General features: G+C 53.0%; 31 protein-coding genes. 1 reads left to right on the top strand and 30 read right to left on the bottom strand.

Going from position 1 to position 23,936, the window contains the following annotated elements; genetic code table 11:
• Positions 1-152: 152 nt before the first annotated feature.
• From GQY55_RS11295 to mtrB, 10 genes are all read right to left on the bottom strand, one after another.
• Positions 153-335, bottom strand: coding sequence for a hypothetical protein (locus GQY55_RS11295; RefSeq protein ID WP_160041274.1), 183 nt, complete (start codon positions 333-335; stop codon positions 153-155).
• Positions 336-421: 86 nt separating this feature from the next.
• Positions 422-1,258 carry a CheR family methyltransferase gene (locus tag GQY55_RS11290; RefSeq protein ID WP_373309185.1) on the bottom strand — a complete coding sequence of 279 codons (837 nt, stop codon included), beginning with the start codon at positions 1,256-1,258 and terminating at the stop codon, positions 422-424.
• Complete coding sequence (ndk, locus tag GQY55_RS11285) at positions 1,249-1,692, bottom strand: nucleoside-diphosphate kinase (protein ID WP_160041272.1); 444 nt, start codon at positions 1,690-1,692, stop codon at positions 1,249-1,251. Before ndk ends, GQY55_RS11290 begins: the two co-directional genes overlap by 10 nt.
• Before the next feature lie 120 nt (positions 1,693-1,812).
• Positions 1,813-2,787 (bottom strand): polyprenyl synthetase family protein, encoded by a 975-nt coding sequence (locus GQY55_RS11280; protein ID WP_160041270.1) that lies wholly within the window; start codon positions 2,785-2,787, stop codon positions 1,813-1,815.
• Positions 2,788-2,916: 129 nt separating this feature from the next.
• Positions 2,917-3,555, bottom strand: a complete 639-nt coding sequence (locus tag GQY55_RS11275; RefSeq protein ID WP_160041600.1) for a UbiX family flavin prenyltransferase — start codon at positions 3,553-3,555, stop codon at positions 2,917-2,919.
• Positions 3,555-4,427, bottom strand: a complete 873-nt coding sequence (locus GQY55_RS11270; RefSeq protein WP_160041268.1) for a UbiA-like polyprenyltransferase — start codon at positions 4,425-4,427, stop codon at positions 3,555-3,557. The genes GQY55_RS11275 and GQY55_RS11270 overlap by 1 nt, the downstream gene beginning before the upstream one ends.
• Positions 4,420-5,166 (bottom strand): demethylmenaquinone methyltransferase, encoded by a 747-nt coding sequence (locus tag GQY55_RS11265; RefSeq protein WP_160041266.1) that lies wholly within the window; start codon positions 5,164-5,166, stop codon positions 4,420-4,422. The genes GQY55_RS11270 and GQY55_RS11265 overlap by 8 nt, the downstream gene beginning before the upstream one ends.
• A gap of 9 nt (positions 5,167-5,175) precedes the next feature.
• Complete coding sequence (locus tag GQY55_RS11260; RefSeq protein WP_160041264.1) at positions 5,176-6,042, bottom strand: heptaprenyl diphosphate synthase component 1; 867 nt, start codon at positions 6,040-6,042, stop codon at positions 5,176-5,178.
• Between the two features lie 161 nt (positions 6,043-6,203).
• A complete protein-coding gene (locus GQY55_RS11255) occupies positions 6,204-6,758 on the bottom strand; it encodes a hypothetical protein (RefSeq protein ID WP_160041262.1) in 555 nt (184 codons plus the stop codon).
• Positions 6,759-6,860: 102 nt separating this feature from the next.
• Entirely contained in the window at positions 6,861-7,085 is a 225-nt protein-coding gene (mtrB, locus tag GQY55_RS11250; RefSeq protein WP_160041598.1) for a trp RNA-binding attenuation protein MtrB, read from the bottom strand.
• 110 nt (positions 7,086-7,195) lie between these two features.
• Here mtrB and GQY55_RS11245 point away from each other — a divergent pair, with 110 nt between their 5' ends.
• Positions 7,196-7,333, top strand: a complete 138-nt coding sequence (locus GQY55_RS11245; protein ID WP_160041260.1) for a hypothetical protein — start codon at positions 7,196-7,198, stop codon at positions 7,331-7,333.
• A 216-nt stretch (positions 7,334-7,549) separates the two neighbouring features.
• Here the strand turns inward: GQY55_RS11245 and GQY55_RS11240 are convergent, their stop codons facing one another.
• The 20 genes from GQY55_RS11240 to GQY55_RS11150 form a co-directional block, all read right to left on the bottom strand.
• The gene (locus GQY55_RS11240) at positions 7,550-7,822 is read right to left on the bottom strand and encodes an HU family DNA-binding protein (protein WP_160041258.1); all 273 of its coding nucleotides are present in this window, start codon (positions 7,820-7,822) and stop codon (positions 7,550-7,552) included.
• 169 nt (positions 7,823-7,991) lie between these two features.
• Entirely contained in the window at positions 7,992-8,978 is a 987-nt protein-coding gene (locus tag GQY55_RS11235) for an ABC transporter permease (RefSeq protein ID WP_160041256.1), read from the bottom strand.
• Positions 8,968-10,485: a sugar ABC transporter ATP-binding protein gene (locus tag GQY55_RS11230; RefSeq protein WP_160041254.1), complete on the bottom strand. Its 1,518-nt coding sequence runs from the start codon at positions 10,483-10,485 to the stop codon at positions 8,968-8,970. Before GQY55_RS11230 ends, GQY55_RS11235 begins: the two co-directional genes overlap by 11 nt.
• Before the next feature lie 85 nt (positions 10,486-10,570).
• Complete coding sequence (locus tag GQY55_RS11225; protein WP_160041252.1) at positions 10,571-11,644, bottom strand: sugar ABC transporter substrate-binding protein; 1,074 nt, start codon at positions 11,642-11,644, stop codon at positions 10,571-10,573.
• Positions 11,645-11,740: 96 nt separating this feature from the next.
• Positions 11,741-11,953: a hypothetical protein gene (locus tag GQY55_RS31315; protein ID WP_236575546.1), complete on the bottom strand. Its 213-nt coding sequence runs from the start codon at positions 11,951-11,953 to the stop codon at positions 11,741-11,743.
• Positions 11,954-11,955: 2 nt separating this feature from the next.
• Positions 11,956-13,434 carry a stage IV sporulation protein A gene (gene spoIVA / locus GQY55_RS11220; RefSeq protein WP_160041250.1) on the bottom strand — a complete coding sequence of 493 codons (1,479 nt, stop codon included), beginning with the start codon at positions 13,432-13,434 and terminating at the stop codon, positions 11,956-11,958.
• Between the two features lie 483 nt (positions 13,435-13,917).
• A complete protein-coding gene (locus GQY55_RS11215; RefSeq protein WP_236575545.1) occupies positions 13,918-14,685 on the bottom strand; it encodes a hypothetical protein in 768 nt (255 codons plus the stop codon).
• Between the two features lie 45 nt (positions 14,686-14,730).
• On the bottom strand, positions 14,731-15,087 hold the full coding sequence (locus GQY55_RS11210; protein ID WP_160041246.1) for a 2Fe-2S iron-sulfur cluster-binding protein: 357 nt from the start codon (positions 15,085-15,087) through the stop codon (positions 14,731-14,733).
• Positions 15,077-15,712 (bottom strand): hypothetical protein, encoded by a 636-nt coding sequence (locus GQY55_RS11205; RefSeq protein ID WP_160041244.1) that lies wholly within the window; start codon positions 15,710-15,712, stop codon positions 15,077-15,079. Before GQY55_RS11205 ends, GQY55_RS11210 begins: the two co-directional genes overlap by 11 nt.
• A 27-nt stretch (positions 15,713-15,739) precedes the next feature.
• Complete coding sequence (locus tag GQY55_RS11200) at positions 15,740-16,120, bottom strand: 2Fe-2S iron-sulfur cluster-binding protein (RefSeq protein WP_306434045.1); 381 nt, start codon at positions 16,118-16,120, stop codon at positions 15,740-15,742.
• Positions 16,120-16,299 (bottom strand): DUF2768 family protein, encoded by a 180-nt coding sequence (locus tag GQY55_RS11195; RefSeq protein WP_160041242.1) that lies wholly within the window; start codon positions 16,297-16,299, stop codon positions 16,120-16,122. The genes GQY55_RS11200 and GQY55_RS11195 overlap by 1 nt, the downstream gene beginning before the upstream one ends.
• A 166-nt stretch (positions 16,300-16,465) precedes the next feature.
• Positions 16,466-16,741: a stage VI sporulation protein F gene (locus tag GQY55_RS11190; RefSeq protein WP_036709992.1), complete on the bottom strand. Its 276-nt coding sequence runs from the start codon at positions 16,739-16,741 to the stop codon at positions 16,466-16,468.
• A 65-nt stretch (positions 16,742-16,806) separates the two neighbouring features.
• Positions 16,807-17,847, bottom strand: coding sequence for an NAD(P)H-dependent glycerol-3-phosphate dehydrogenase (locus GQY55_RS11185; protein ID WP_160041240.1), 1,041 nt, complete (start codon positions 17,845-17,847; stop codon positions 16,807-16,809).
• Positions 17,837-18,472, bottom strand: coding sequence for a glycerol-3-phosphate 1-O-acyltransferase PlsY (gene plsY / locus GQY55_RS11180; protein ID WP_160041238.1), 636 nt, complete (start codon positions 18,470-18,472; stop codon positions 17,837-17,839). The genes GQY55_RS11185 and plsY overlap by 11 nt, the downstream gene beginning before the upstream one ends.
• Before the next feature lie 11 nt (positions 18,473-18,483).
• Complete coding sequence (gene der, locus GQY55_RS11175; RefSeq protein WP_160041236.1) at positions 18,484-19,806, bottom strand: ribosome biogenesis GTPase Der; 1,323 nt, start codon at positions 19,804-19,806, stop codon at positions 18,484-18,486.
• A 219-nt stretch (positions 19,807-20,025) separates the two neighbouring features.
• Positions 20,026-21,255 (bottom strand): 30S ribosomal protein S1, encoded by a 1,230-nt coding sequence (gene rpsA, locus GQY55_RS11170; protein WP_160041234.1) that lies wholly within the window; start codon positions 21,253-21,255, stop codon positions 20,026-20,028.
• A 123-nt stretch (positions 21,256-21,378) separates the two neighbouring features.
• Positions 21,379-21,969, bottom strand: coding sequence for a lysophospholipid acyltransferase family protein (locus tag GQY55_RS11165; RefSeq protein WP_160041232.1), 591 nt, complete (start codon positions 21,967-21,969; stop codon positions 21,379-21,381).
• An 18-nt stretch (positions 21,970-21,987) separates the two neighbouring features.
• Positions 21,988-22,683 carry a (d)CMP kinase gene (cmk, locus tag GQY55_RS11160; protein ID WP_160041230.1) on the bottom strand — a complete coding sequence of 232 codons (696 nt, stop codon included), beginning with the start codon at positions 22,681-22,683 and terminating at the stop codon, positions 21,988-21,990.
• A gap of 204 nt (positions 22,684-22,887) precedes the next feature.
• Complete coding sequence (locus GQY55_RS11155; RefSeq protein ID WP_160041228.1) at positions 22,888-23,109, bottom strand: hypothetical protein; 222 nt, start codon at positions 23,107-23,109, stop codon at positions 22,888-22,890.
• A gap of 85 nt (positions 23,110-23,194) precedes the next feature.
• Positions 23,195-23,845, bottom strand: a complete 651-nt coding sequence (locus GQY55_RS11150; protein WP_201452143.1) for a flagellar brake protein — start codon at positions 23,843-23,845, stop codon at positions 23,195-23,197.
• Positions 23,846-23,936 lie beyond the last annotated feature (91 nt).

Genomic DNA, 23,936 nt, shown 5'->3' with positions numbered 1-23,936 from the left:
ATAAGCGAACTGTTTTTTTCGTAAAAAATCGAACCCGGATGAGATGGTCCGGGCGCTGCGGGCCGCCCGTTAATGGCGGCGGGAGATTCCCGAGAGATCCTTTGCGCCTGAAATAAAAAAAACACCGGCCCTTAAATAACAAGGGTCGGCTTTCATTCAGCCCTGCTGCTGTTTGCGGTGAGTCTGCCGACGGGCTTGGGTCCGTCCTCCAGGCTTTCCACGGAATCCCGCACCATCCGGCTAAGTCGGATATCTTCAATGCCCAGAATTTGCCCGCATTCTTGAATCGTGATAAAGCCGCGCCGGTACGCGGTAATAACCTGCCGTTTGTCCATGCTGAAACGAACCTCCGCTTGAGTGAGATCACTTTCATCCATAGTATCGTTTCATGCAGCCTTAATTATACCTGTCCGAGCGCGTTTTAATCCTTCTTCTGGTAAAAAAACGTTTCGGTCGGCTCCAGCCCGTATTGTCCCGGCGAAAAGATCTGTTCCGTGCTGCCGACGAACAAATACCCGCCCGGCCGGAGCGCCTCCGCAAATTTATGGTACAGTTTCGTTTTGGCCTCTTCCGTAAAATAGATCATGACATTCCGGCAAACGATCAGGTCATGCCCTTTTTCGAACGGGTCAAGGAGCAAGTTTTGCTTTCGGAATTCGATGCTTCCCTTCAGCTGCTCGCTGAACCTGAAAAGGGCTCCTTCCTGCGTAAAATAGCGGGCGGCAACGTCCTGCGGAACATCCTTGAGGGAACGTTCCATATACAGTCCCTGCTTCGCTTTCGCCAAAGCGCCTTCGTCGATGTCCGTCGCTACCAGCTTCGTTTCGGCCAAGAGGCCTTTGCCGTCAAGAATCATGGCGATCGTGTACGGCTCTTCCCCCGTGGAGCAGGCCGCGCTCCAAACGCGAAGCCCCCGTTTGTTTCCGCTTGCAAGCTCAGGGAGTATAATATCCCGCAAAACCTCCCAGCGGTTCGGATTGCGCCAAAATTCGGAAACGTTGATCGTCATCCGGTCCAAAAACTCATAAAATAAGGACTTGTCCTTCGAAATCGCCTCGAAGAAAGCGGCAAAACTCTGGTACCCGTTTTTCTGGCGGAGCGTGGTCAGGCGCCGTTTCATTTGAGCTTCTTTATATTCCGACAGATCGATGCCCGTGCTTCGCTTCACGTTTTCGATAAACGCCAAATAGTCCTGGTCCGGCAGGGACGTTCCGGCCGACTCCCCTCCGGATGGCGAAAATGTCTGCTTTATGTCCACGGCGAGATGGTCTTGTCGTATTTCACCAGTTCATGCGCTTCGAAAAAATTCGCGATTTCGCGCGCGCTGCTTTCCGGCGAATCCGAGCCGTGAATCAGATTATGCGGGGTATGCGAAGCGTAGTCGCCGCGGATGGTGCCGGGCTGCGCTTCCTTGACGTTTGTTTTTCCCATCAGGATGCGCGACAAGGCGATAATGTCATCGCCTTCCCATACCATGGCGAATACCGGGCCGGAAGTAATGAAACGCACCAGGTTGTCGTAAAAATCTTTGCCTTCATGCTCGGCGTAATGCCGTTTGGCCTGCTCCTCCGATACCTGCACCAGCTTGCCGGCAATCATTTTGAACCCTTTGTCTTCCAGTCTTGCGATGATTTTGCCGATTAAACCACGTTGCACTCCATCAGGCTTGACCATTAAAAAAGTTCGTTCCATAAACTCACTCTCCTATTTTGACTCAAGTCGTAAGGCTAATTATGGCAATCTTATAATATATAAAATCGGACGGATATTAATTTCGTCATATCGGCGCCGGAAGAGACGGGCTTGGCCGCGTCAATAAGAACGTTTAGTCACGAAGTGGGCGATGTCCTTCAAATTTTTCTTTGTCCGATTTTCCGGCAGGCGCTCGAGGGCATCAAGCGCTTTTTTTATGTAACGGTCCGCCAGCGCCTCGGCCCGGGATATGCCGCTGCTGGCTTTGATCAGTTGAATCGCTCCGGTCACGTCGCATTCCCCGTTGCGTTCGCGGATGTATCCGATTTCCCTGAGCAGCGGTTCCCGGATTTCTTCATCCTGAAGCGCATAAATAACCGGCAGCGTAATGTTTCCTTGTCTCATGTCGCTTCCCGGCGGTTTGCCGATTTGCTTTTCCGTCCCGCACAAATCGAGCAGGTCATCCTGGATTTGAAAAGCCATGCCGACATTGTAGCCGTAACGGTACAGCAAATTGGACGATTTGGCGTCCGCGTCGGAAGCAACGGCTCCGAGCTGGCAGCTGATCGCGATTAAAAGGGCTGTTTTGCGGCGAATACGCAAAAGATAGCGGCGTACGCTTTGGTCGGTGTTAAAGAAATCGCGGATTTGTTCCATTTCGCCAATGGACATTTCCACCATCGCTTTGGACAGGATTTGATGGATTTGCGGTTTTTCCAGCTTCGCTGCAATCATAAGGGCCCGGGCATAAATATAGTCGCCGGTGTACATCGCGATCCGGTTGTCCCATTTGGACTTGACCGTCAATTCCCCGCGGCGGGTATCCGCGTCGTCGATTACGTCGTCATGCACGAGGGAGGCCATATGGATCAGCTCGAGCGGAACCGCCACATTTTTGAGCTTTTCCAAATCGTAGTTGCCGAATTTGCCTCCCATCAGCACGAAAACGGGACGCAAGCGTTTGCCGCCCGCCTTGAGCAGATGCATCGATGTTTCGTTCAGGAGCTCATGCTCTCCTTCGATGCTGTGAAAAAGCTCTTTTTCAATATAGTTCATGTCTTTTTTCAGTAAGCCGAATATGTCTAATCTTTTCATTCTTTCACCCGTGTCAGCGTATTCTCAATCCGCATTTCCCTTTTTGCAGCAGCAGAATTCGAGTTTATGTTTTGGTACAGCAACAGTTTTAGTTCATCATAGCACAGATCAATCCCGGATGACACTCGGTCAGCGGCCATCTGTCTTTTTCGCCGCGGCTTGCCCGCCGTCCCAGCGGGTGAACAACCGGTGTTCGATCCGCAGGCTGTCCAATATTTTGCCTACCTGAAAGTCGACGAGGTCCCCGATCGTTTCGGGATGAAAATAAAAAGCCGGCATAGCCGGGATCATTTTCACTCCCAGCCGGGCAAGCTTCAGCATATTTTCAAGGTGGATCGCATGCAGCGGCGTTTCGCGCGGAACGAGCACGAGCGGCCGTCCTTCCTTCAGCATCACGTCCGCCGCTCTCGTCATCAAATTGTCGGATGCGCCGCTTGCCACCGAGGACAGCGTGCCCATGGAGCACGGAACAATGACCATTCCCTCCACCTGGTAAGAGCCGCTGGCAATGGTTGCGCCGATGTCCGCGATCGGATGATACGTCAGCTTCCCGGGCAGCCCGCCGAATTGATCCACCAGCGCCTGCTCCCGCCTTGCCGCGTTCCACCCGAGCTCTTCGCCGAGTACCCGCCAGCCGGCATTGGAAACGACCAGATGGACCGGATAACCTTGCTCCAAAAGCACTTCGGTCAAGCGCACGCCGTAAACGGAACCGCTCGCCCCCGTGATGCCGACAACCCAGCCTGTTTTTTCTCCTTTTGCGTCCATCAATGGAACTGCACCACCAAATCAATCAGCGTAAAGACAAAAACAACGATACTGAGCACGCTGTTCATGGTGAAAAAGGAGGTTTGCAGCTTGCTCATATCATTTGGCGACAAAATGTAATGTTCATAGAATAAGATCATATATGAAATTACCATGCCCGCAAAATACCACCAACTCAAATCCGTCACAAAGAAAAGGATGATAAAGCCTACGGCCGTCACCATATGAAAATATCTGGCGATCTTCAGCGACTTATGAAGCCCGAAGCGGGCGGGAATGGAAAACAGCCCTTCTTTCCGGTCGAATTCCATGTCCTGAATGGCGTAGATCACGTCAAAGCCCGCCGTCCAAAAAGCGACGGAAACGTAAAGCAGCAACGCCTTCCAATCGATGCTGTTCGTGACAGCCACCCAACCTCCAAGCGGAGCCAGGGCGATCGTAAATCCGAGTATCACGTGGCAAAGCCAGGTAAAGCGCTTCGTGTAAGAATAAAATACAAGGAAAAAGACCGCGATAGGAAGCAGCTTTACGGCAAGCGGAGACAATTCAATCGCCGCCCAGAACAACAAGAAAAAGCATACGATCGTGAAAACGATAACTTCCGCCGTCTTGAGAAGACCTGCCGGAATGGCCCGGCCTGCGGTGCGGGGATTTTTTTTGTCGATGACCTGGTCGATCATCCGGTTGAGGCCAAACGCCGCGCTTCTGGCGCCGAACATGGCCATCAGGATCCAGCCGATTTGCGCCCAGGAGGGCAGATGCCCGCTCACGACCACCGATCCCAATATGGCTCCCATAAAAGCAAACGGAAGCGCGAACAATGTATGTTCAATTTTGATCATTTCCAAAAAAACGCCGATTTTCTTAAACATGCCGATTCTCCTTAATCCCAATATGTAGTGCCGCGATGCCGCCAGTCAGGGGATAGGCCTTGACATGTTGTAAACCGACCTCCCGGAATATTGACGCCAGCTCCTCCCTTCCGGGAAACAGGGCAAGCGAGTCCGGCAGCCACTTGTACTGCTCGTATCTTTTGGCAAAAAGTTTGCCCAGGTTAGGCAATATTTGTTGAAAATAAAAATAATAAAGGCCTTTGAACGGCTGCCAGGTCGGCTTGGACAATTCCAGGCAAACGACCATGCCGCCGGGTTTGACGACGCGCTTCATCTCCTGAAGGACCTTCACCAGGTCAGGCACGTTGCGCAGCCCGAAGCCGATCGTCGCGTAATCAAACCGGTTATCCTCAAACGGCAAATCCATCGCATTCCCCTGAACCAATGTGATCTGGTTCTCCAAATGCTTGGCTTTGACCTTGCTCTCCCCAACCTTCAGCATGTTCGGACTGAAATCCAGCCCGATCACCTGTCCGGTTCCGCTTGCTTCAGCCATGCTGAGCGTCCAGTCGCAGGTTCCGCAGCACAGGTCGATCGCCGTGTCGCCCGGTTTCATCGCCATCTTCTTCATCGTAAATTTACGCCAGGCCTTATGCCTGCGGAAACTTAAAATGTCGTTCATGATGTCGTATTTTGGAGCGATGCTTTCGAATACGGACTGCACATGGTCGTATTGGTCGTTCGCATTCGTTTGGGGCTCTGAAGTATTGATATTCATTCAAGCAACCTACCCTTCTCCGACAGCCGATCCGGAAGTGTGAAGCTGACGCTGGAAAGGCTCCAGAACCTGTCCGACATCGCGGAAGCGGCCGTCGCTTTTGACGTTTTTCAAAATGGCCTGGACGCCGCCTACCGCTTGGCGCAGCTTTTCGGCCATATGTTCCGCCGCTTTATATTTCAGCATCAGCTTTTTCCAATCTTTGTTGTCGATATTACGTTCTTTCAGCGCCATTCGATCCTCATCGTTGGCGATATCGAGGATATGCCAGTACGAATAGCTGTAGAGGTATGGCTCCCCGCCGCTCCGTTCGATTTCCCGCGCGACGGTTTCGCATTCGCTGATCTTCCGCAAAAGCGAGTTCCACAAGTCGTGCAGGGACTCTTCCAGCAGGGGAGTAAAAGAAAGAAACAGCTGCATATTCAGCTGCACCGCATGCCGCAAATATTCTTCTGCCGACAATAACAGGCTCTTCATTTTTCCGTACAAGTTCATTTTCAGCACGTTCACGTCGCAAATGGCTTGGCTGAGCCGCGAAACTGCATCGATTTGCCCTTTTTGGGACAACAGATGATAAAACCGGCTGCTGAAATAATCCCCGGCGAGAACTTTCAGCTGGCGGGAGCGCATAAAACCTTCCACCGGTTTGTCCTTTTGCGTATCAATCGTTTCATGCGTATCTATACCTAATTGAACGAGGGAGGTTACCAGCGAAAAAAGCTCGCTGTGCATGCCAACGCTGCTGGTCCCCTGGTTCAGGAAAATGTATAACAGCTGAACGCGAGCGTCAGGAAAAGGCGGCAGCTCCGTATGTTTTTGGATCATGTCGTATTCGACATATTTCTTTGCTAGTTGGGGTACGCGGTACGGTTTCATCGTCAGCCTCCGAGCCTTTTTTATCTTTGAATCACTTACTAATCCGACGAACAAGATCATTTGTTCACAATCTTTTCTATTATATCACATGTTTTTTCGCCACGCACGGGTGAACCATCCCCATTTTAGGTTTGTCGGGCGAAAAATTCAATAATGATGAATTACCCTTGATGGGGGAAGTCGAACCGGTCTTTCCATAACAACGTTTCGATGACGTGCAATTTGCTTTTTATGTAATCGGGTAAAGGGGCTTCCCCCGTCAGCCGGAGCTCGCGGTACAGCGCCGAATCCCAGATATGCCGTTTCGCGTCCGCCGCCAGCAGCAAATGGCGCGTATCCAGCCACGGATCTTCGGCCATCAGCCTGAGCTTGACCTGCTGGACGTTGCTCGTTCCCGAAAAGCAAAAAGACAGGATCTCGGCGATGTTTTTGTACATTTCCGTCCGCGACGTATTCGGAGCCGGAACCGTCAAATCGATGGACATGGCGGGCGCATGCCATTCCACCCGGCGGATGGTCAGCGTCAGCGGAAGCGAATGCAGCATATCGACGATATTTTCGTCGCTCAGCTCCCATCCGGGTTCATGCAATACGACGGGCATCACCTGTTTGGGGCAAGCCGGCAGGATCGGTTGTTGATGGTTTGGCTGGCCATAAGACGGCGCCGTTCCCAAAGCAAAGAGAAGCGCGGCGCACGGCAGGATATAACGGGTCATCTGGTAGTCCTCCTCGCTTGTTGGTACCTATAGTTTAAGCTTCATCGCAGGACTCCATACCTACCCGGGCGCCAACGAAAAAAAGCAGGCATGGCCTGCAATTTAGCTGTCGCTTTCGATGATTCCGTGCTTCGTTTGCACCTCCGCTTTGCCGCGGATTTTCATGGCAGACGTATGGTCCGTAAACTGGGCGATCAGCACCTCGCCTTTATCGAGCTTTTCCGTATGATGAAATTTGGTATCGTGCCCGCGGGTCAATCCGATGACCTGCACTCCGTTTTCCTTCGCCTTCACGACGATGTAATCGTTGTTGTTCGCGTTTTCCATCATGTCGTTCCTCCTTCCATCATCATCTGATCCGGTCTCTTGGACGGTTACTTCCGGTCCCGTCGTGGGAATGCTAATAAGGCATATATTATATAAGGAGTGTGTTAACGATGAATTACGAACCGGCGCCTCTCGATGAAGAAGCGGTTTTGCAGCTTCGGGAATACGAGCGCCAGCTCAGCCAAGCTGCAGGTTATCCCGTCATTCTCATCGATTACGCCGATCAGGAGCAGCCGCCCGCCAAGTAACGGGAAAAAGCCCTGACCAAAGCCCCTTCCGATTATTCGAAAAATGCCAAATCTCCCGCCGGGAGAGAAAAGAAAAGGCCGTGAACGCCTGCGCGTCAAATCGGGTATACCGAAAGGCTTTGCAGGTCCCGCCGCCCGCTCCCGATCAAGATCGATGCAGGCTGGCAGGTTATCACGGTCTTTTTCTCACCAGCTTATTGGAAATATGTAGAAATCTTATTTGATTCCGTCTTTGAGCGCTTTGCCTGGTTTGAAAGCAGGAATTTTGCTCGAAGGGATTTCGATTTCTTCACCGGTTTGCGGGTTGCGTCCTTTACGGGCGGAACGCTCGCGAACTTCAAAGTTTCCAAATCCAACGAGTTGGACTTTGTCTCCGTTTTGCAGAGCTTGTGAAATAGCTTCGAATACCGCGTCAACGGCTTTCGTCGCATCCTTTTTGGACAATTCCGCAGTTTCGGCTACTTGGGAAATCAGCTCGGATTTATTCATTGTTATTCACCTCCCCAAAGGTCTGAATCGGTTGTTACTCACTCTTTCCGTTTTGCAGCAAAATATACGTTCATCTGCTTCTTTTACAGATAGAATCGCCGTAAAGCCAGTACAGCCGCAGGCGCGGACAAACTTATAGTAATACAGCGCCATTATAATTTCAAGAGTTTTAAGCTTTGGATCGGTTCAAAACGTAAAAAGTAACGGCCAGCGCGAGCACCAGCACCGTTCCTTTGATGATGTCGTGCGTAAAATATTGCATGTTCATCATCGTCAGGCCGTTGACGAGCACGCCGATCAGCACGGAGCCGATAAACGTTCCGATCACGTTCGGTTTTCCCGCCCCGAAGACGGAGAAGCCGACAAAAACGGCCGCAACCGACTCCATCAACAGCGGCGAACCCGCATCGATCTGGCCCGAGCCGACCCGGGAGGCGTACAAAATGCCGCCGATGGCCGCAAAAATGCCCGAAGCGACGTAGGCCAGCGTGCGTACCTTTTTCACCTTGATTCCGGACAGGCGCGCAGCCTCCTCGTTGCCGCCGGTGACGTACATTTGCCTGCCGTATTTTGTTCGCGTCAGAAAAATATGGACCGCGGCGACCGCGATGATGAGCAGAACGGCCGAGATCGGGATGCCAAACCATTTTCCCTGCCCCAGCTGCAAAAATGCGGCGCTCATTTCGCCGGGAGCCTTGGTGCCGTCGGGAAACTCCATATGGTTGTAAATGTTGTAGCCCTGCGCGTAGGTTTTGTGGATGCCGCCGACGATGTACATGACAGCCAGGGTCGCCAGCAGATCCGGAATACGCAGCTTGACGATGAGAAAGGCGTTCAACAGGCCGATAAGCGCCCCTGCAAGCAGCGACACGATAATGACGACATAAACCGGCTGCTGGTACCAAATCATCAGCGAAGCCGCCCCCACGGTCGTCAGGGACACGGTTGAGCCGACCGACAGGTCGAAGCCGTCGACGACAAGCGAAAGGGTAACGCCGATGGCGACAAACGTCACGATCGTGATCGAACCCAAAATATCGCTTAAGTTCCCGTACGTAAAGAAATAAGGGAGCCGGAACGAAAAAAACCCAATGACCCCGATAATGACGACAACCGCCCCGTACCGGAACGCGTAATGCAATAGTTTATCCTTCATCGTTTACCTCCAAGCCTCCGCTGGCGTAATACAGGAGCTGGGCCTGCGTCGCTTCCCCGCGCTTGAACACCTTGCTGACCGCGCCGTCCGCCATGACCGCGATCCGGTCGCCGATCCCGAGCCCTTCCGCCAATTCGCATGTAAAATAAATAATGCCTTTTCCCGCCGCCGCAAGATCGCCGATGATGCGGAAAATGTCGCTTTTCGCCCCGATATCCACGCCTTTGGTCGGCTCGTCGAAAATAAACACTTCGGCGCCGCTCTCCAGCCATTTTCCGATGGCCAGCTTCTGCTGGTTGCCGCCGCTTAAATGCAGGGCAAGCTGATCGCCCGAAGCGGCTTTAACGCCAAGCGACCGCGAGATTTCCGAGCTTAGCCGCTTTTCCTTTTTGCGTGAAATGAAGCCGAGGCGGCTTACCTGATCCAAAACCGGCAGCGTAAGGTTCAAGTCGACGGATTGGTGAATGAATATGCCCTGCTTGCGCCTTTCTTCCGGCACCAGCACGATGCCTTCCCGGATGGCGTCTGCAGGCTGCCGAAACGCAAGCTTTTTCCCGCGCAGCCCGATCGTTCCTTCCTCATGCTTGTCCGCGCCTCCCAAAATCCGGGCGAGCTCCGTTTTGCCCGCGCCGACAAGGCCGACCACCGCAAGGACCTCGCCGCTGCGAACCTCCAAATCCGCTCCTCGGACTTTATACCCTCTGCGGATCCCCTCCGCTTTGAGCAAAAGCCCGCCAATGTCGGTTTTACGCTTCGGAAACTCCTCGAACGTCTTGCCGAGCATATGGTTAATGATGCCTTCGCCGCTGATTTCGTCCGTCGGACCGGAGTGCACCTTCTTCCCGTCCCTCATGATCGTCACCCGGTCGGCATGTTCCAGCACCTCGGGCAGCCGATGCGTAATGAAGATGCACGCCACGCCGCTGTATTTCAGTTCATGCATGATTTTAAAAAGCGCCTTGCACTCGCTGTCGCTGAGCGGGGCCGTCGGTTCGTCGAATATGATCGCTTTCGCCTTCTGGGCAACGATCCGCGCCAACAGCACGATCTGCTTTTGCGCCAAGCTGAGCTCGGCCACCTTGCGGTTCACATCGATGTCCGCCCCAAGGCGGGACAGAACGCTTTTCGCCTGCTTTGCGCGCTCCCGCGTCCGGATCCAAAGGGATGAATCCTTGGAGGCAAGCGCGTCCAGCATCACGTTTTCCGCGACCGTCAGCTGCGGGACCAAGGCCGAGTCCACCTCCTGATAGACGCAGTGTATCCCGCTTTTTTTCGCGTCGGCGGGGGAGTTGATCCGGAGCGCCTCTCCATCCGCCTCGATTTGTCCTCCGTCCGCGCGATAAGCTCCGGAGAGGATTTTCATCAGCGTGCTTTTTCCCGCGCCGTTCGCGCCGAGAAGCGCATGGATTTCACCGCCCCTTACCGTAAAATCCACCGCCGACAAGGCAGGCACGCCGCCGAATCGCTTGGTGATCCCTTTCATTTCCAATTGGTATGAAGCTGTCATTAGCGGCCCCACCTTCGTAAAAGATTGAAAAGACCGTGCCTATCGCACGGCCTTTTAGGCATGATGCCGGGCTTACACCCGGGCATTACTTGCCGTATTCCTCCATCCAGTCCGCAAGGCCCTGTTTGCTTTCGCCCCAGCCCTTTACGTACTTGGAAAGCTCCGTCGTCGAAATTTGCTCTTTAGGCAGCGCGTCCCGGGAGACGTATACCGGCTGCAGCACCACGGCATCCTCCGTTTTGTCGCCGTGCAGCTTTTGGTAACCGTATCTCACCTGGATGCGTCCGATGTCTTTCGGATCGACCGCGGCCGAAGCCACCCAAGGATTTTTCGGATCCTGGATCATTTGCAGATCCTCGTCGCTCATATCGATGCCGTATACTTTGATTTCGTCGCGTCCGGCTTGTTGAATCGCCCGGGCCGCGCCTTTGGCGAACTCGTCCCATGCCGTCCACACGGCCGAAATCTGGCCTTTCGGATACTGTTTCAGGATGGCTTCCATTTGCGTTTGCGTATCAAGCGCCGGATTTTGGGCCGTTCCGAACGTCGCAATTTCCTTGATGTCCGGATTTTCTTTCATGAATTTGCCGTAGGCCACCTGACGGCGTTCCATCGGGGCAAAACCCGCAACCCAAACCTTCACGATATTGCCTTTGCCTCCGATGTCTTTTTTCATTTGTTCCAGCGTCAGCTCGGCCATTTTCTGGTCGTCCTGGGACAATGTCGTGGCGCCTGCCACATGCACGTCGGCATCGAATACGACCACGGGAATGTTTTGGGACACGGCCTTTTGAACGCCCGGCTGCAGAAGCTGGTCGCCGTGGTCCGTCAAAATCAAATCAAAGCGCTGGGTAATGGCGGAATCAAGCAAGGAAGCCATCTTGGCCTTGTCGTTATTCGCGACAAATTTCGTCAATTTTCCGCCGAATTTTTCGACTTCCTCGGTGACGCCCTGCACGTATTGCTGCGAAAACGTGCCGGTATTAAATTCCATGATCAACGCCACCCGCTTGCCCGCCAGCGGTTTGCCGCCGGAGCCTGCGGCGTCCGCTTCGCCGCCGACCGAAGACGCGTTTTTTTGTCCGCAGGCGCTTGTCAGCATCGCCAAAACCAAGAATAATGAGAGCAGCGCCGCTTTTCTTTTTTTACCGAATCGCATGGATTCTTCCCCCTTCAACTCTGTGCAATGTGAAAATGTTATACACTAATATAAGGCCTAATTCCAAGTATGTAAATAGGTTTTTAGTTATTTGCGTCATTTTTTTGCAAAATTCGACTTTATGCCGTTTTCTTTCCCAGGTGCAGCGCTAAAATCGATATTAACCAGACTCTGGCCGAAAGGTTGTCCAAGTTGCTTGCGTACGCCGAATAGAGATCGTGAAAAAGCTGCGCATAAAGTGTTTTCCATCGAAAAAAGCCCGCAGGCGGATCGTTCCGCCTGCAGGCTTTTTCGTTTTTTCGTATGCATCGTTATAGGATGATGGCAATCAGACCACCCGATCCTTCGTTGATGATTCTGCCGAGCGTTTCCTGCAGCTTGTATCTCGCATTGTCCGGCATCATGGCGATTTTGCCCTGGATGCCTTCCCGTACGATCGAGTGCAGGGAACGCCCGAAGATGTCGGAATCCCAAATTTTGATCGGATCGTTTTCGAAATCCTGAATGAGGTAGCGGACAAGCTCCTCGCTTTGCTTTTCGGTGCCGATGATCGGGGAGAATTCGGACTCGACGTCTACCCGGATCATGTGAATCGAAGGCGCCGTTGCCTTCAAGCGGACGCCGAACCTCGTTCCTTGGCGGATAAGCTCCGGCTCATCCAAGGACATTTCCGCGAGGGAAGGCGCAGCGATGCCGTAGCCGGTCGTCTTCACCATTTCAAGCGCTTCCGCAAAACGGTCGTATTCGCGTTTGGCATGGGAGAACTCCTGCATCAGCTGCAGCAGATGGTCCTTGCCGCGGATTTCGACGCCGACCACTTCCATCAGGATTTGGTCGTACAATTCGTCCGGCGCGAACAGGTCGATTTCCGCCACGCCCTGCCCCATGTTCATCCCGCTGAGCGCCGCCCGCTGGATGAACTCGTAATCCATGAACTGGGTCACGACGCGATCCACGTCGCGCAGACGGCGGATATCCTTGACCGTATCGCGGACGGAATTTTCGTAATTGCTCCGGAGCCAGTGTTTCTCGTTAAGCACCATCACCCAGCTCGGGAGGTTGACGTTGACCTCATGAACAGGGAATTCGTAAAGCACTTCGCGCATGACGCTCGTCACGTCGTCTTCCGTCATCGTTGCGGCGCTGAGGGCCATGACCGGAATGTCGTATTTTTCGGCCAGCTCGTTTCTGAGCAGAAGCGTTTCTTCGCTGCGCGGACGGGTCGAGTTGATGACAAGCACAAACGGCTTGCCTACCTCCTTCAGTTCGGCGATGACGCGTTCTTCGGCCTCCACGTAGGAACTGCGGGGGATTTCGGCAATGGTCCCGTCGGTCGTGACCACGACACCCAGCGTCGAATGCTCTTGAATGACTTTGCGCGTTCCGATCTCGGCGGCTTCCTGAAACGGAATCGGTTCCTCGAACCAAGGGGTGGAGATCATGCGCGGACCGTTTTCATCCTCGTATCCTTTCGCCCCTTCCACCGCGTATCCAACGCAGTCCACGAGACGGACATTAACCTCCAGACCCTCGGTTACCTTGATTTGTACCGCATTGTTGGGCACGAACTTCGGTTCGGTCGTCATGATCGTTTTGCCGGCCGCGCTTTGCGGCAGCTCATCCACGGCTCTGGCCCGGTCGGCTTCGCTTGCGATGTTCGGAAGCACGATGGTTTCCATGAACCGCTTGATGAACGTCGATTTTCCTGTCCGGACCGCGCCGACCACACCCAGGTAAATATCCCCGCCGGTGCGTTCGGCAATGTCTTTAAAAATGTCCACTTTTTCCAAAAGAGATCCCCTCCTCATTTACTCCGAAGGAAAAATGCTTAAGAGCATCCCGCTTCGTGTTCCATCTGAAGCCTCGAGCCATTGCAACGGAATGGAGCCTTACAATGTCGTCAGTAGTCCGCCGCCGGGGTCGGAATCGGATGGGAACGGCAAAGCGGCGATACTCGCTTTAGGCATTTGGACTAGTATCATATTATGTACCTATGAAAAACAATATGACGGGTATTTTGCAAAATCTCTCAACCTATAGAGAGGCTTCCGGAGCCCTTTTTAAGCCGGATGCGCCGCTCCTTTCGCCCATTCCATAGATCCAAAGCTTTGCCGGCCCCGCCATCCTTCTCAGTTATATGCGCCTTGTCGTCCGTCTATGTAATTTTTTTGCTAAAACGTACAGATGATCTCCTTTTAGCGTCTCTTAAAAACAAAAGCCGCCCTTTGCAAGCGGCATCGCTTGAAAGAACGGCTTATATGAATCTGTAGGGATTATTCGGCGGCAGATCCGGGCGCGACCGCCACCGGCGCGTCGCCGGACCACCGGTAAGGCAGCGATTTGACGGGCACGTATTCCGAGGCTTTCACCAGCTCTTCCCGCAAATCTTCCTCTTTCGACGGCTTCAAGCCCTGTTTATCGATCAGCTGCATGATATCGAAGGCATAGTCGGCGTATACCGTGCCTGCCTGATCCAGGAGGAAATTGACGTCCTGTCCCGAGTACACGCTTTTAAGGCCGATGTCCTTCATGCCTGCCAGCGCAGGGTCGACCGCATGAACCCCCGGGTATACTTCATCGCCGGCAGGGAGCTGCCCGTCATGGGCCATCTTGTATTGGTTGACGAGGCGCTGCACGTCGTTCACCTTTTGCACCGTGATCAAATCCATCACTTTGACCGTCGGTTTCGTTTCCTCGTCCTGGATGAGGAAGTAGGCGCTGCCGCCTTTCTCGAATGCCGTGGACGGAATTTCGTCGATGTAACCCTCTTTTTGCAGCTTATCGAGATCGATGCGGAATTTTTCGTATTTCGGCGTGTCTTGATCCGCGTTCAAGATCGGCAAAAGGCTTTTGTCCTTTTGGTAATCTTCAATGGCCGACTGGATTCGTTTCACGCTTTCGCGGTAAGATACCCTGTTTTCGTTTTTCTTCTCGTCCGGGTACAAACATCCGGACAAGCTGACCGCAAGCAGAACCGCCATCACGGCCGCCGCGGCTTTCCGGAGAGCTCCGGAACGTCTTGCGAAAAAAGCCTGAGTCACATACATCATCCTTTGTATCAAATAAATATGAAGTTCGGGCGGTCTTCACCAGAGGTCGTCCCGATCCTGCCGCCTGGCGGCCTCCAGCTGTTTCCGGATCGCGGCCTTAAGCTTATCTTCAGGTATCGTAACGGCAACCGTCCCTTCGATTTTCGATTGGCAGGCAAGCCGTACGCCTTGGTGGACAAGCGAACCCAGCTTCCGCTGTTCCTGCTCCGACGGAGGCGACAGCTGCGCCTTGGCCGCTTCGTCCACTTCGATCTTGCACATGAGACAGCCCATCTTGCCTCCGCAGCGCGTCGGAATGTGGACGCCGGCCCGGAAGGAGGCGGCGAGCACCGTCGTGCCGCGGCTTACCTCCGCTTTTTTGCCTGACGGCCGAAACGTGATTTCATGTTTCATCCCCGCCCTGCTCCTCTCGCTTGTTCCGAAACAGACGGTCTTCCCCGTTTAATCCAAGCAGGCCGTCGATGAAAGCCGCATGGGCTTCCGACAAACGGCATGTCTCGGATATGCGCTTCAGGAGCGGCACATGCTCCCCTAGATCCGTCCTCATCGCTGCCGCAATGGCCTCGTAACGGTCCGGCCTTTCCCTGAGCACGTTAAACACCAGTTCATGCCCAAGCGGCATCAAAGGGACACGAACGTCCCCAATCATAACCATTCTCGCTTCCTTGAGCAGAAGCTTGTCCACCAAAACCTCATACCGGCTCCCCATCGCGCGAACCTTAAAGCTGCCGACCAGTTCCATCACGTAACCGTCCAGCTTATAATGGCTGAGGGTGGAATGATATGTATCCGTTTCGCTTACTTCGGGCTCGTCTACGGCAAGATCTTTTATCAGGCCGTGCAGCGCATTCACATGGACATCGTCCGCATATACATCGACGTCGCGAGGCATGGCGCCAAGACGCACTCCCTGAAGCAGAAGCCCGCAGCTCCCGCCGACCAGCCAGCAATTCCCGGCTTGCCCAAGCCTGTCGCACACCCGCTGCAGCGCATGTTTTAGTTCGGATGAAATCTGCATGTCCCACACTCCTATCCAACCATCCGTCTAAAAATAGGTTTTGTTCCGCGCGACGATTTTTCCCTGCTCCTTCACGACCGCCTGGCATCCGAGCCGGAAGCCTTCGTCGAATTCTTCAGGGTCGAGACGGCGAAGCTCGGCTTCCGTCGGCTCTTCCAACAGCTCCGCGCCTTCAATGACTTGGCATCTGCAGCGTGCGCAAGTTCCGCGGCGGCACATGTGCTGCCAATCGATTTCATGATCTTTCGCGTGCTGCAAAATGGTTTTTCCGGGTTCGGGCACGACCGTTTTTTCGATCGTTCTTCCTTTCAGCAGCATGGTGGCTTCCCCGGGCGCGGACCGTTCCATCGTTTCAACGGCTTCGGCAGCCGGTTTTTTTTTGCCAAAAAGCTTACGGAACGGGTTCATCACATCAACGCCGCCATTCCCCCGAGAAATCCGACCACCATCACGATAAACGCCACAAAGGATAACGCGCCGCGAAGAACGCCCGTTGTTTTCGTGCGGGCGAACGTAATTAAAAACACGGACAACCCCATGACCAGGATGGCGATCAGGGAAACCCACATTTTTGTCATCGGATCCATAGGCTAAACTCTCCATTCTGTGTATATAGACGTATTATAGCATGAAACTTGTCCACTTTCCTGAGCGAAAAGGTTACGCAAAACCGACATCTGAAAAAAAGAGCATAAAGTCTTTGAAGCGCCAGGCTTCAAAGGCTTATAGCCCTTTGATTTTGGAAAAACCAAGTTATTTCTTCATCATCAATTTCATCAGCGATTCCATGTTTTGCGGATTCATACCGCTTTTCTTGACCGCGCTCACGATATCCTGAATCGTTTCCTCGCTGACCGGAACGTTGGCCATGGCGGACACTTGCTTGATCAGTTGGCGGAGCTGGGTCTCGTTTTGCATCGTGGATGGTTTTACGGTACTGGCTAGTTTTTTGACTTGACTTTCCGAGATGCGTTTGCCGGATTTTTTGTTCACGACATTCAGCACATCTTTAGGAAAATTTTTGCTCATCTTCTCCCCTCCTCCGACAGTCCTCAACGTATATATATGAGGATTGGCCTTGAAAGGTGAAAAGATCAGCTATGCCACTGCTCCCAAGTTTCCAGCTTCATCGCTTCCATTTCCGTTTTCGGATCCCGTCCCATCAACGCTTCGACGGCTATGCGCGGATCCTTGTTTTCAAAAAGCACCTGGTACAGCTGTTCCGCGATCGGCATCTGCACGCCGTATTTCGCGGAAATCGTATGCGCCGCCTGGGTTGTGCGTATTCCTTCCACGACCATGCCCATGGAACCCAATACTTCGTCAACCTTTTTCCCTTGACCAAGCATCGAACCCGCGCGCCAGTTCCGGCTGTGCCGGCTCGTAGCGGTAACGACAAGGTCCCCGACGCCGGCAAGCCCTGAAAAAGTAAGCGGATTTGCGCCCATTTCGACGCCGATTCGGGTAATTTCCGCCAAGCCGCGGGTAAGCAGCGCCGCTTTGGCGTTATCGCCGTAACCTAACCCGTCGGACATGCCCGCGCCAAGCGCGATAATGTTTTTTAGCGCCCCGGCCAATTCGACCCCAAGCATATCCCTGTTCGTATAGACGCGGAAATCCGCGTTCATGAACAAATATTGCGCCGCCGCCGCGGCCTTTTGGTTAAGGGAGGCAACCACGACGGTTGTCGGGCAGCGGCGGACGACTTCCTCCGCGTGGCTTGGGCCGGAGAGGACGACGACGTCGCCTTCTTCGATGCCGAGCTCTTCGGCTATGACCGTCGACATCCGCTTCAAGGTTTCGGTTTCGAAACCTTTCGTCGCATGGATGCATAACATGTCCTTTTGCCAGTAGGCCTTCAAAGACCGCGCAACCTCGCGCATCGCTTTGGATGGGGCGACGATCAATACCGCGCCCGCGTCTTTTACGGCTTCTTCCATATCTGTCGTTGCTTTCAGATTGTCAGGCAAAACGGCATCCGGCAAATACCGGCTGTTCATATGCTTTTCATTGATTTCCCGTACCTGCTCGCTGCTTCGGCTCCAGATCACCACGTTCGGGTGATTGCACGCGAGGACGCTGGCCAGGGCGGTGCCCCAGCTTCCCGCCACAAGTACGGCCACCTTATTTGACAATTCCCTTTCCCCCTTTGGAGCCTCCGGAGCCGATTTTGTTTTCCCGTCCTTGGGCGATCTTGACGATATTGCTGCGGTGTCTCCAGAAGGCAAACAAGCAAATGACAAGACTGGACCAGAATATCGGCCAGTTGAAACCATAGATGAAACCAAAGATCAATAGAGAAATAGGTGTAAGCGCCACGAATACGAGCGAACCGAGGGAAACGTAACGCGTGACGACGATCAATAAAATCGCGATGATTCCGGCGCATAACGCCGGGAAGAAGCTGAGTGTGGCCATGACCCCGATCGTGGTGGCGATTCCTTTGCCTCCGCGGAAGTGAAAATATACCGGCCAGTTATGACCGACGATAGCACTGAGGCCGCACAGGGCAGGAATCCACTCATTGCCTCCCCCGATCCATCTGCCAAGCCATACGGCAGCGATTCCTTTCAATACGTCAAGCAGCAGCACGGCAATCGCCGGCCCTTTCCCCAAAATCCGCAGCGTATTGGTTGCGCCCGCATTTCCGCTCCCATGCTGACGGATATCGATCCCTTTCAGCAATTTGGCCAGCACGACGCTAAAACTGACGGAGCCGAGCAAATAACTCAGTACAATGGCTATGATCTGTAATGTCAATCTATTCTCCCCTAACTTTCATCCGATTTGCGCCGCGTAAAGATTCTGATCGGCGTTCCCTCGAAATCGAACGCGCTGCGAATTTTATTCTCCAAATACCGTTCATAGGAGAAGTGCATCAGTTCAGGATCATTTACGAATACAACCATGGTCGGCGGCTTGACGGCTACCTGGGTGACATAGTTAATGCGCAGACGCCTTCCTTTGTCTGTCGGAGGAGGATTGATCGCAACCGCGTCGGATACGACGTCGTTCAGCAAATGGGTTTGAACGCGAAGCGAATGCTGTTCCGCCACGTGCTGCACGACCGGAAGCAGCTTATGCAGGCGCGATTTCGTTTTTGCGGACAAAAACACGATCGGTGCATAGGTCATAAACAGAAAATGGTCGCGGATCTTTTTCTCGAATTGGTGCATCGTTTTGTCGTCCTTATCGACGACGTCCCATTTGTTGACGACAAAAATGGATGCTTTGCCCGCTTCATAGGCATAGCCGGCAATATGCTTGTCTTGATCGATGATGCCTTCGTCGCCGTTGATGACGACCAGGACGACGTCGGCGCGTTCGATGGCGCGCATCGCCCGCATGACGCTGTATTTTTCCGTCGTTTCATACACTTTGCCCCGTTTGCGCATCCCCGCCGTATCGATCAGGACGTAACGCTGCCCGTCCTTTTCGAACGGCGTATCGATGGCATCCCTTGTCGTGCCCGCAATATCGCTGACGATGACTCGCTCTTCGCCGAGGATGGCATTGACGAGAGAGGATTTGCCCACGTTCGGGCGTCCGATCAACGCCACACGGATCACATCTTCGTCGTAATCGTCGTCGCTGAGATCCGGCAAAATCTCAACGATCGCATCCAGCAAATCGCCGATGCCGGTCCCGTGGCTTCCGGAAATCGCAATCGGGTCGCCGAACCCGAGGCTGTAAAATTCGTAAATTTCGTCATGGCGGCTGAGGTTGTCCACCTTGTTCACGGCAAGCACGATCGGCTTCCCGGAACGGAACAGAATTTGGGCCACCTCTTCGTCGGATTGCGTGACGCCGCTTTTGGCGTCGCACATAAACACGATGACATCCGCTTCCTCGATCGCAAGCTCGGCCTGCATGCGGATGGATTTCAGCATGACGTCGTCGCCGTCGATTTCGATGCCCCCGGTATCGATGACGCTAAACGATTTGCTGTTCCATTCGGATACCCCATAAATCCGGTCGCGGGTAATCCCCGGTTTATCTTCCACGATGGCCAGCCGATCGCCGATCAATCGATTGAAAATGGTTGATTTACCAACGTTAGGCCTGCCAACGATAGCTACTACGGGTCTTGCCATATTCACTCCTCCTGTCAATACTTACGATAATCATCATAGCAAAAAACACTTATTTTGGCTAACGTTTCATGGGCGGATCCGTTTATTAATCCTATTTTCCCGTAGAAACGGGATTCCATGCGCCGCATGGCCGCCCCGGATCCGTTTTTGCGGCTTTGGGGAAAGAAAAAAAGCGAACCCGATGAGGGTTCGCCGTTTTTCATTTTCGAGACGAGACAATCACTTGAATTTGCTCAGTTTGTCTCCAAAACGTTCCCCAAGCGTAATGCTGAGGCCTTGGTTGCTCAGGGATACGTTAGGATTGTCTTTAAGCTCATCCTTGTGGTTGCCGCCGCCGCTTTTTGCAGGTCTGTCCGCTTTAGGCGCAGGAGCCGGAGCTTCTTCCGTTTCCTTGATGCTTAGGCTGACGCGTTTTTCAGCGGTATTGATGTCAAGAATTTTCACTTGAACTTCTTGTCCTTCTTTCAGAACTTCATGCGGAGTTCCGATGTGCTTATGAGAAATTTGGGAAATATGAACAAGTCCTTCGACTCCTGGAGCAAGCTCAACGAATGCACCGAAGGTCACCAGACGTTTGACTTCGCCCGTCACCACGTCGCCGATATGGAATTTTTCTGCTGCAGTATCCCATGGACCAGGCTGAGCGGCTTTCATGCTGAGGCTGATTTTTCCTTTTTCAGGATCTACTTTCAGAACTTTGACTCTTACTTTGTCTCCTTCGGACACAACGTCGGAAGGTTTGTCGACATGGTTCCATGCCATTTCGGATACGTGAACCAGTCCATCCACGCCGCCTACGTCAACGAATGCGCCGAATTGGGTCAAACGCTGTACCGTGCCCTCAAGCTCCTGTCCTTCTTGAAGTTCGGACATCACTTTGAGTTTGTTGGCTTCGAATTCTTCGTCCAGCACGTCTTTCTGGGAAAGAATGACCTTGTTGTTTTCGCGGTCGATTTCTTTCACTTTTACGCGCAGCGTGCGTCCTTTGTAATCGCTGAAGTCTTCAACGAAATGACGCTCCACCATGGAAGCCGGGATGAATCCGCGTGCGCCCACGTCGGCGACAAGGCCGCCTTTAACGACGTCGGCAACGGTCACTTCGAATGCGTCTTGCGCTTCAAAATGCTTCTCGAGCTCTTCCCATGCGTTTTCGCTGTCGATCGCGCGTTTGGAAAGAACGAGCTTTTCTTTTTCGTCGTCGATGCTGACCACTTTGCATTCTACCTCCTGCCCGATCTGAACCGCGTCCGATGCGTTGTCCAGATGAACGGAAGACAGTTCGCGAATAGGGATCACACCGTCGTATTTATATCCAATGCTTACATAAGCTTGGTTATCTTCCAGCTTGACGATCGAACCTTTTACGGTGTCCCCTTTTTTCAAGGAAACGATTTGGTCCATTTCCTCCTGGTTTACTTCAGTTTCTTGATTTTTAGTTTCTTCCGACATGTCAATACCCTCCTCAATTCAAAAAAACCATTTATTCAAACCTGCTGACGCAGAGTTCAAAACATTCCATGATAGATATGTTAAATATCTTTCCAATAAGTGCTTGCCTTCATTCACAGGCGCCTAATTCAGCGTCGGCTTCCCGGTTTTCTGCATTTCGCGGATGCGGGACATGATATTGTCCGTGACGGCTTCCACCGCTTCCCCGGATTCCATTTCCTTAAAACCGGACAAATCCAAAGGGACACCGTATATCACTTTCATTTTGCGTAAAAACTTGTAATTGCCGATAATGGCGACCGGCACGACCGCGGCTCCGCTTCGAAGGGCAAAAGTCGCTGCTCCTTTTTTGGCCGCCCCGCTGTCGGAGTTGCGCGTCCCTTCCGGAAAAATCCCCATCACTTCGCCGTTTCGCAAAATGGTAAGGGAGTTTTTGATCGATTCTTTGCTGACGCCTCCGCGTTTGACGGGAAAAGCGCCCAGCTTCGTAATGACCGGTCCGAGAACGGGCACTTTAAACAGCTCCGCTTTGGCCATGAATTTGATCCGGCGTTTGACTTTGATGCCTACCGTTATCGGATCCAGAACGGTGAGATGGTTTGAGCAGAGCAGCACTCCGCCCTCCTTCGGGATGTTTTCCTCCCCCACCGCCTCGAGGCGGTAAACCAAGGTGAACATCACGTTCAGAACTCCCCGGCAAAACTCGTAAAACATGCTTCCTTCTCCCCACTCTTAAGAGTTCGTATGCGTTTTGCAATAGGAAACGATCGTGTCGACAACCTGAGGGATGTCCATATGCGTCGTATCCAGCACGATGGCGTCATCCGCGCAACGCAGCGGCGAAATTTCGCGTCCCGCATCCAAACGATCGCGTTCGGAAATATCCTTCTCAAGCTGTTCCAGGGTCACGCCCTGCGCATCACCCAACTCTTTGAAGCGACGGAGGGCACGTTCCTTCACGCTGGCGGTCATGAAAATTTTCAATTCCGCGTTCGGCAGAACCGTCGTGCCGATGTCCCTGCCGTCCATGACGACCCCCTTGCGGGCAGCCATCTGCTGTTGCAGCGCTACCAAATGCTTGCGGAGCCCTTCGATTTGCGCATATTGCGACACCATGCCGCTAACCTCAAGAGAACGGATATACGGCGTCACATCCCGACCGTCCACCAGCACCTTTTGCCCGTCGGCGCCCGGAATCAGTTCAATCTCCATCGCTTGAGCGTGACGCAGCACTTCAGCGGCAGATTCCGGCTTGATGCCGGCTTTGAGCATATGCCAGGTCACCGCCCGGTACATGGCGCCGGTATCCACATATATGTAGGACAGCTCTTTGGCCACCAAACGAGCAATCGTGCTTTTTCCCGCCCCGGCAGGTCCATCAATCGCGATATTGATCTTCAAGTTGTTCTCCGTCCCCTGCCTACTCAAAGGGGCATTCCTCCTCAATACATAAGCATAAGAGATTGTGACTACCGCGAGGACGCCGTTTGCGAGCGGCGTTCTCCCGCGAACGGAAGCGGCTAAGGATAAAGCAAACGCTTCTTTCGATCACTTCAAGAAAAAAGCAGGCATTGCCTGCGCTGTGAAAATTATACCACACAACCTACATCGATGCAAAAAAGACCCATTGATTCACTCATGCCAATCCTTGACATTCCGTTCTTTGATCGGAATCCCGTCCAGCCGGTCCACCGGCGAAATCAACGGCCGGAGCGAATGGATATGCAAGGCTGCTTGAAAAAAGACCAGAGCGGCAATCAAAAAGACGAGCAAAATTTTCGTCCATTTTCCCGCTTGTTCGCTCAGCCGTTCGAAGAGCTGCACATATTGCTTAACCTGCTCTTTTTCGTTCATATGGAAGCACCCCCGGATTTTTCCTATTACGTTGTCCGGAAGTCCCTCCTTTTATGCGCCCTCGTCTGCGGTTCCGCTAAAATCCTTACCGCCTGAAATCAAGCTGGCGTTCAAAGCAATATTTGATCAGCTTCTGCCGCTCCATGTCCGCGATCGCCGTGAATTTGACCATGACGATTTTCCGGCCGTTCTCGAGCGCCTTGATCCTGACGATTTCCCCATCGAATGGCACGTGTTCCAGGCTGGCGTTTTTATAAGGTACGACGACCCAGCAGGACACTTTCTCCCCTTCCGCAACCTGGTGCTCCGCGTCGCAGTAAAAAGAAATCCCTCCCCCTCCGACATCGTCGGTCCGCGCCAGGAAACGCAATTGTTTGTCCGTTTTGACCGCGACCTCAAGCTCGCCGTTCACCCGCAAAAAGCTGCGCCGCTGGATTTTGCCGATCGAATCGGGATCGGGCTTCCGGATTCGCACCATACGGATGACGTCCTGCTTGAAACCGGTTACGTAAGAATTGAAGTAGTTTTTGACGCCGCCTTCCGTCATAAAATAAATGGAAAGTTCATCCCCGACGAACAGCTTTTTCAGCTGACCGCTGCCTTCCTGGATCGGGACCTCGATCAGCATCGAATCCTCATCGATATCGGCGATTCTCGATTTGTACTGAATCCCCGTTTCTTTTTCGTCCCCCGAATCTACGCTAATATACAATACGTCACTGATTTTCGGATACAAAAAGTTCACCGCCAGCTCCAAAATTAACCGCATAACCCGATTATACCATGTCTTTTGTCGCAGGTATGGCATAAATCATAAAAAAGGGAGC

The organism is Paenibacillus sp. USDA918EY (assembly GCF_009870825.1).
Lineage (GTDB): Bacteria > Bacillota > Bacilli > Paenibacillales > Paenibacillaceae > Paenibacillus_AQ > Paenibacillus_AQ albilobatus.
The sequence above is the reverse complement of the archived record's forward strand: the minus strand, read 5'-3'. Positions and strand labels throughout refer to the sequence as shown.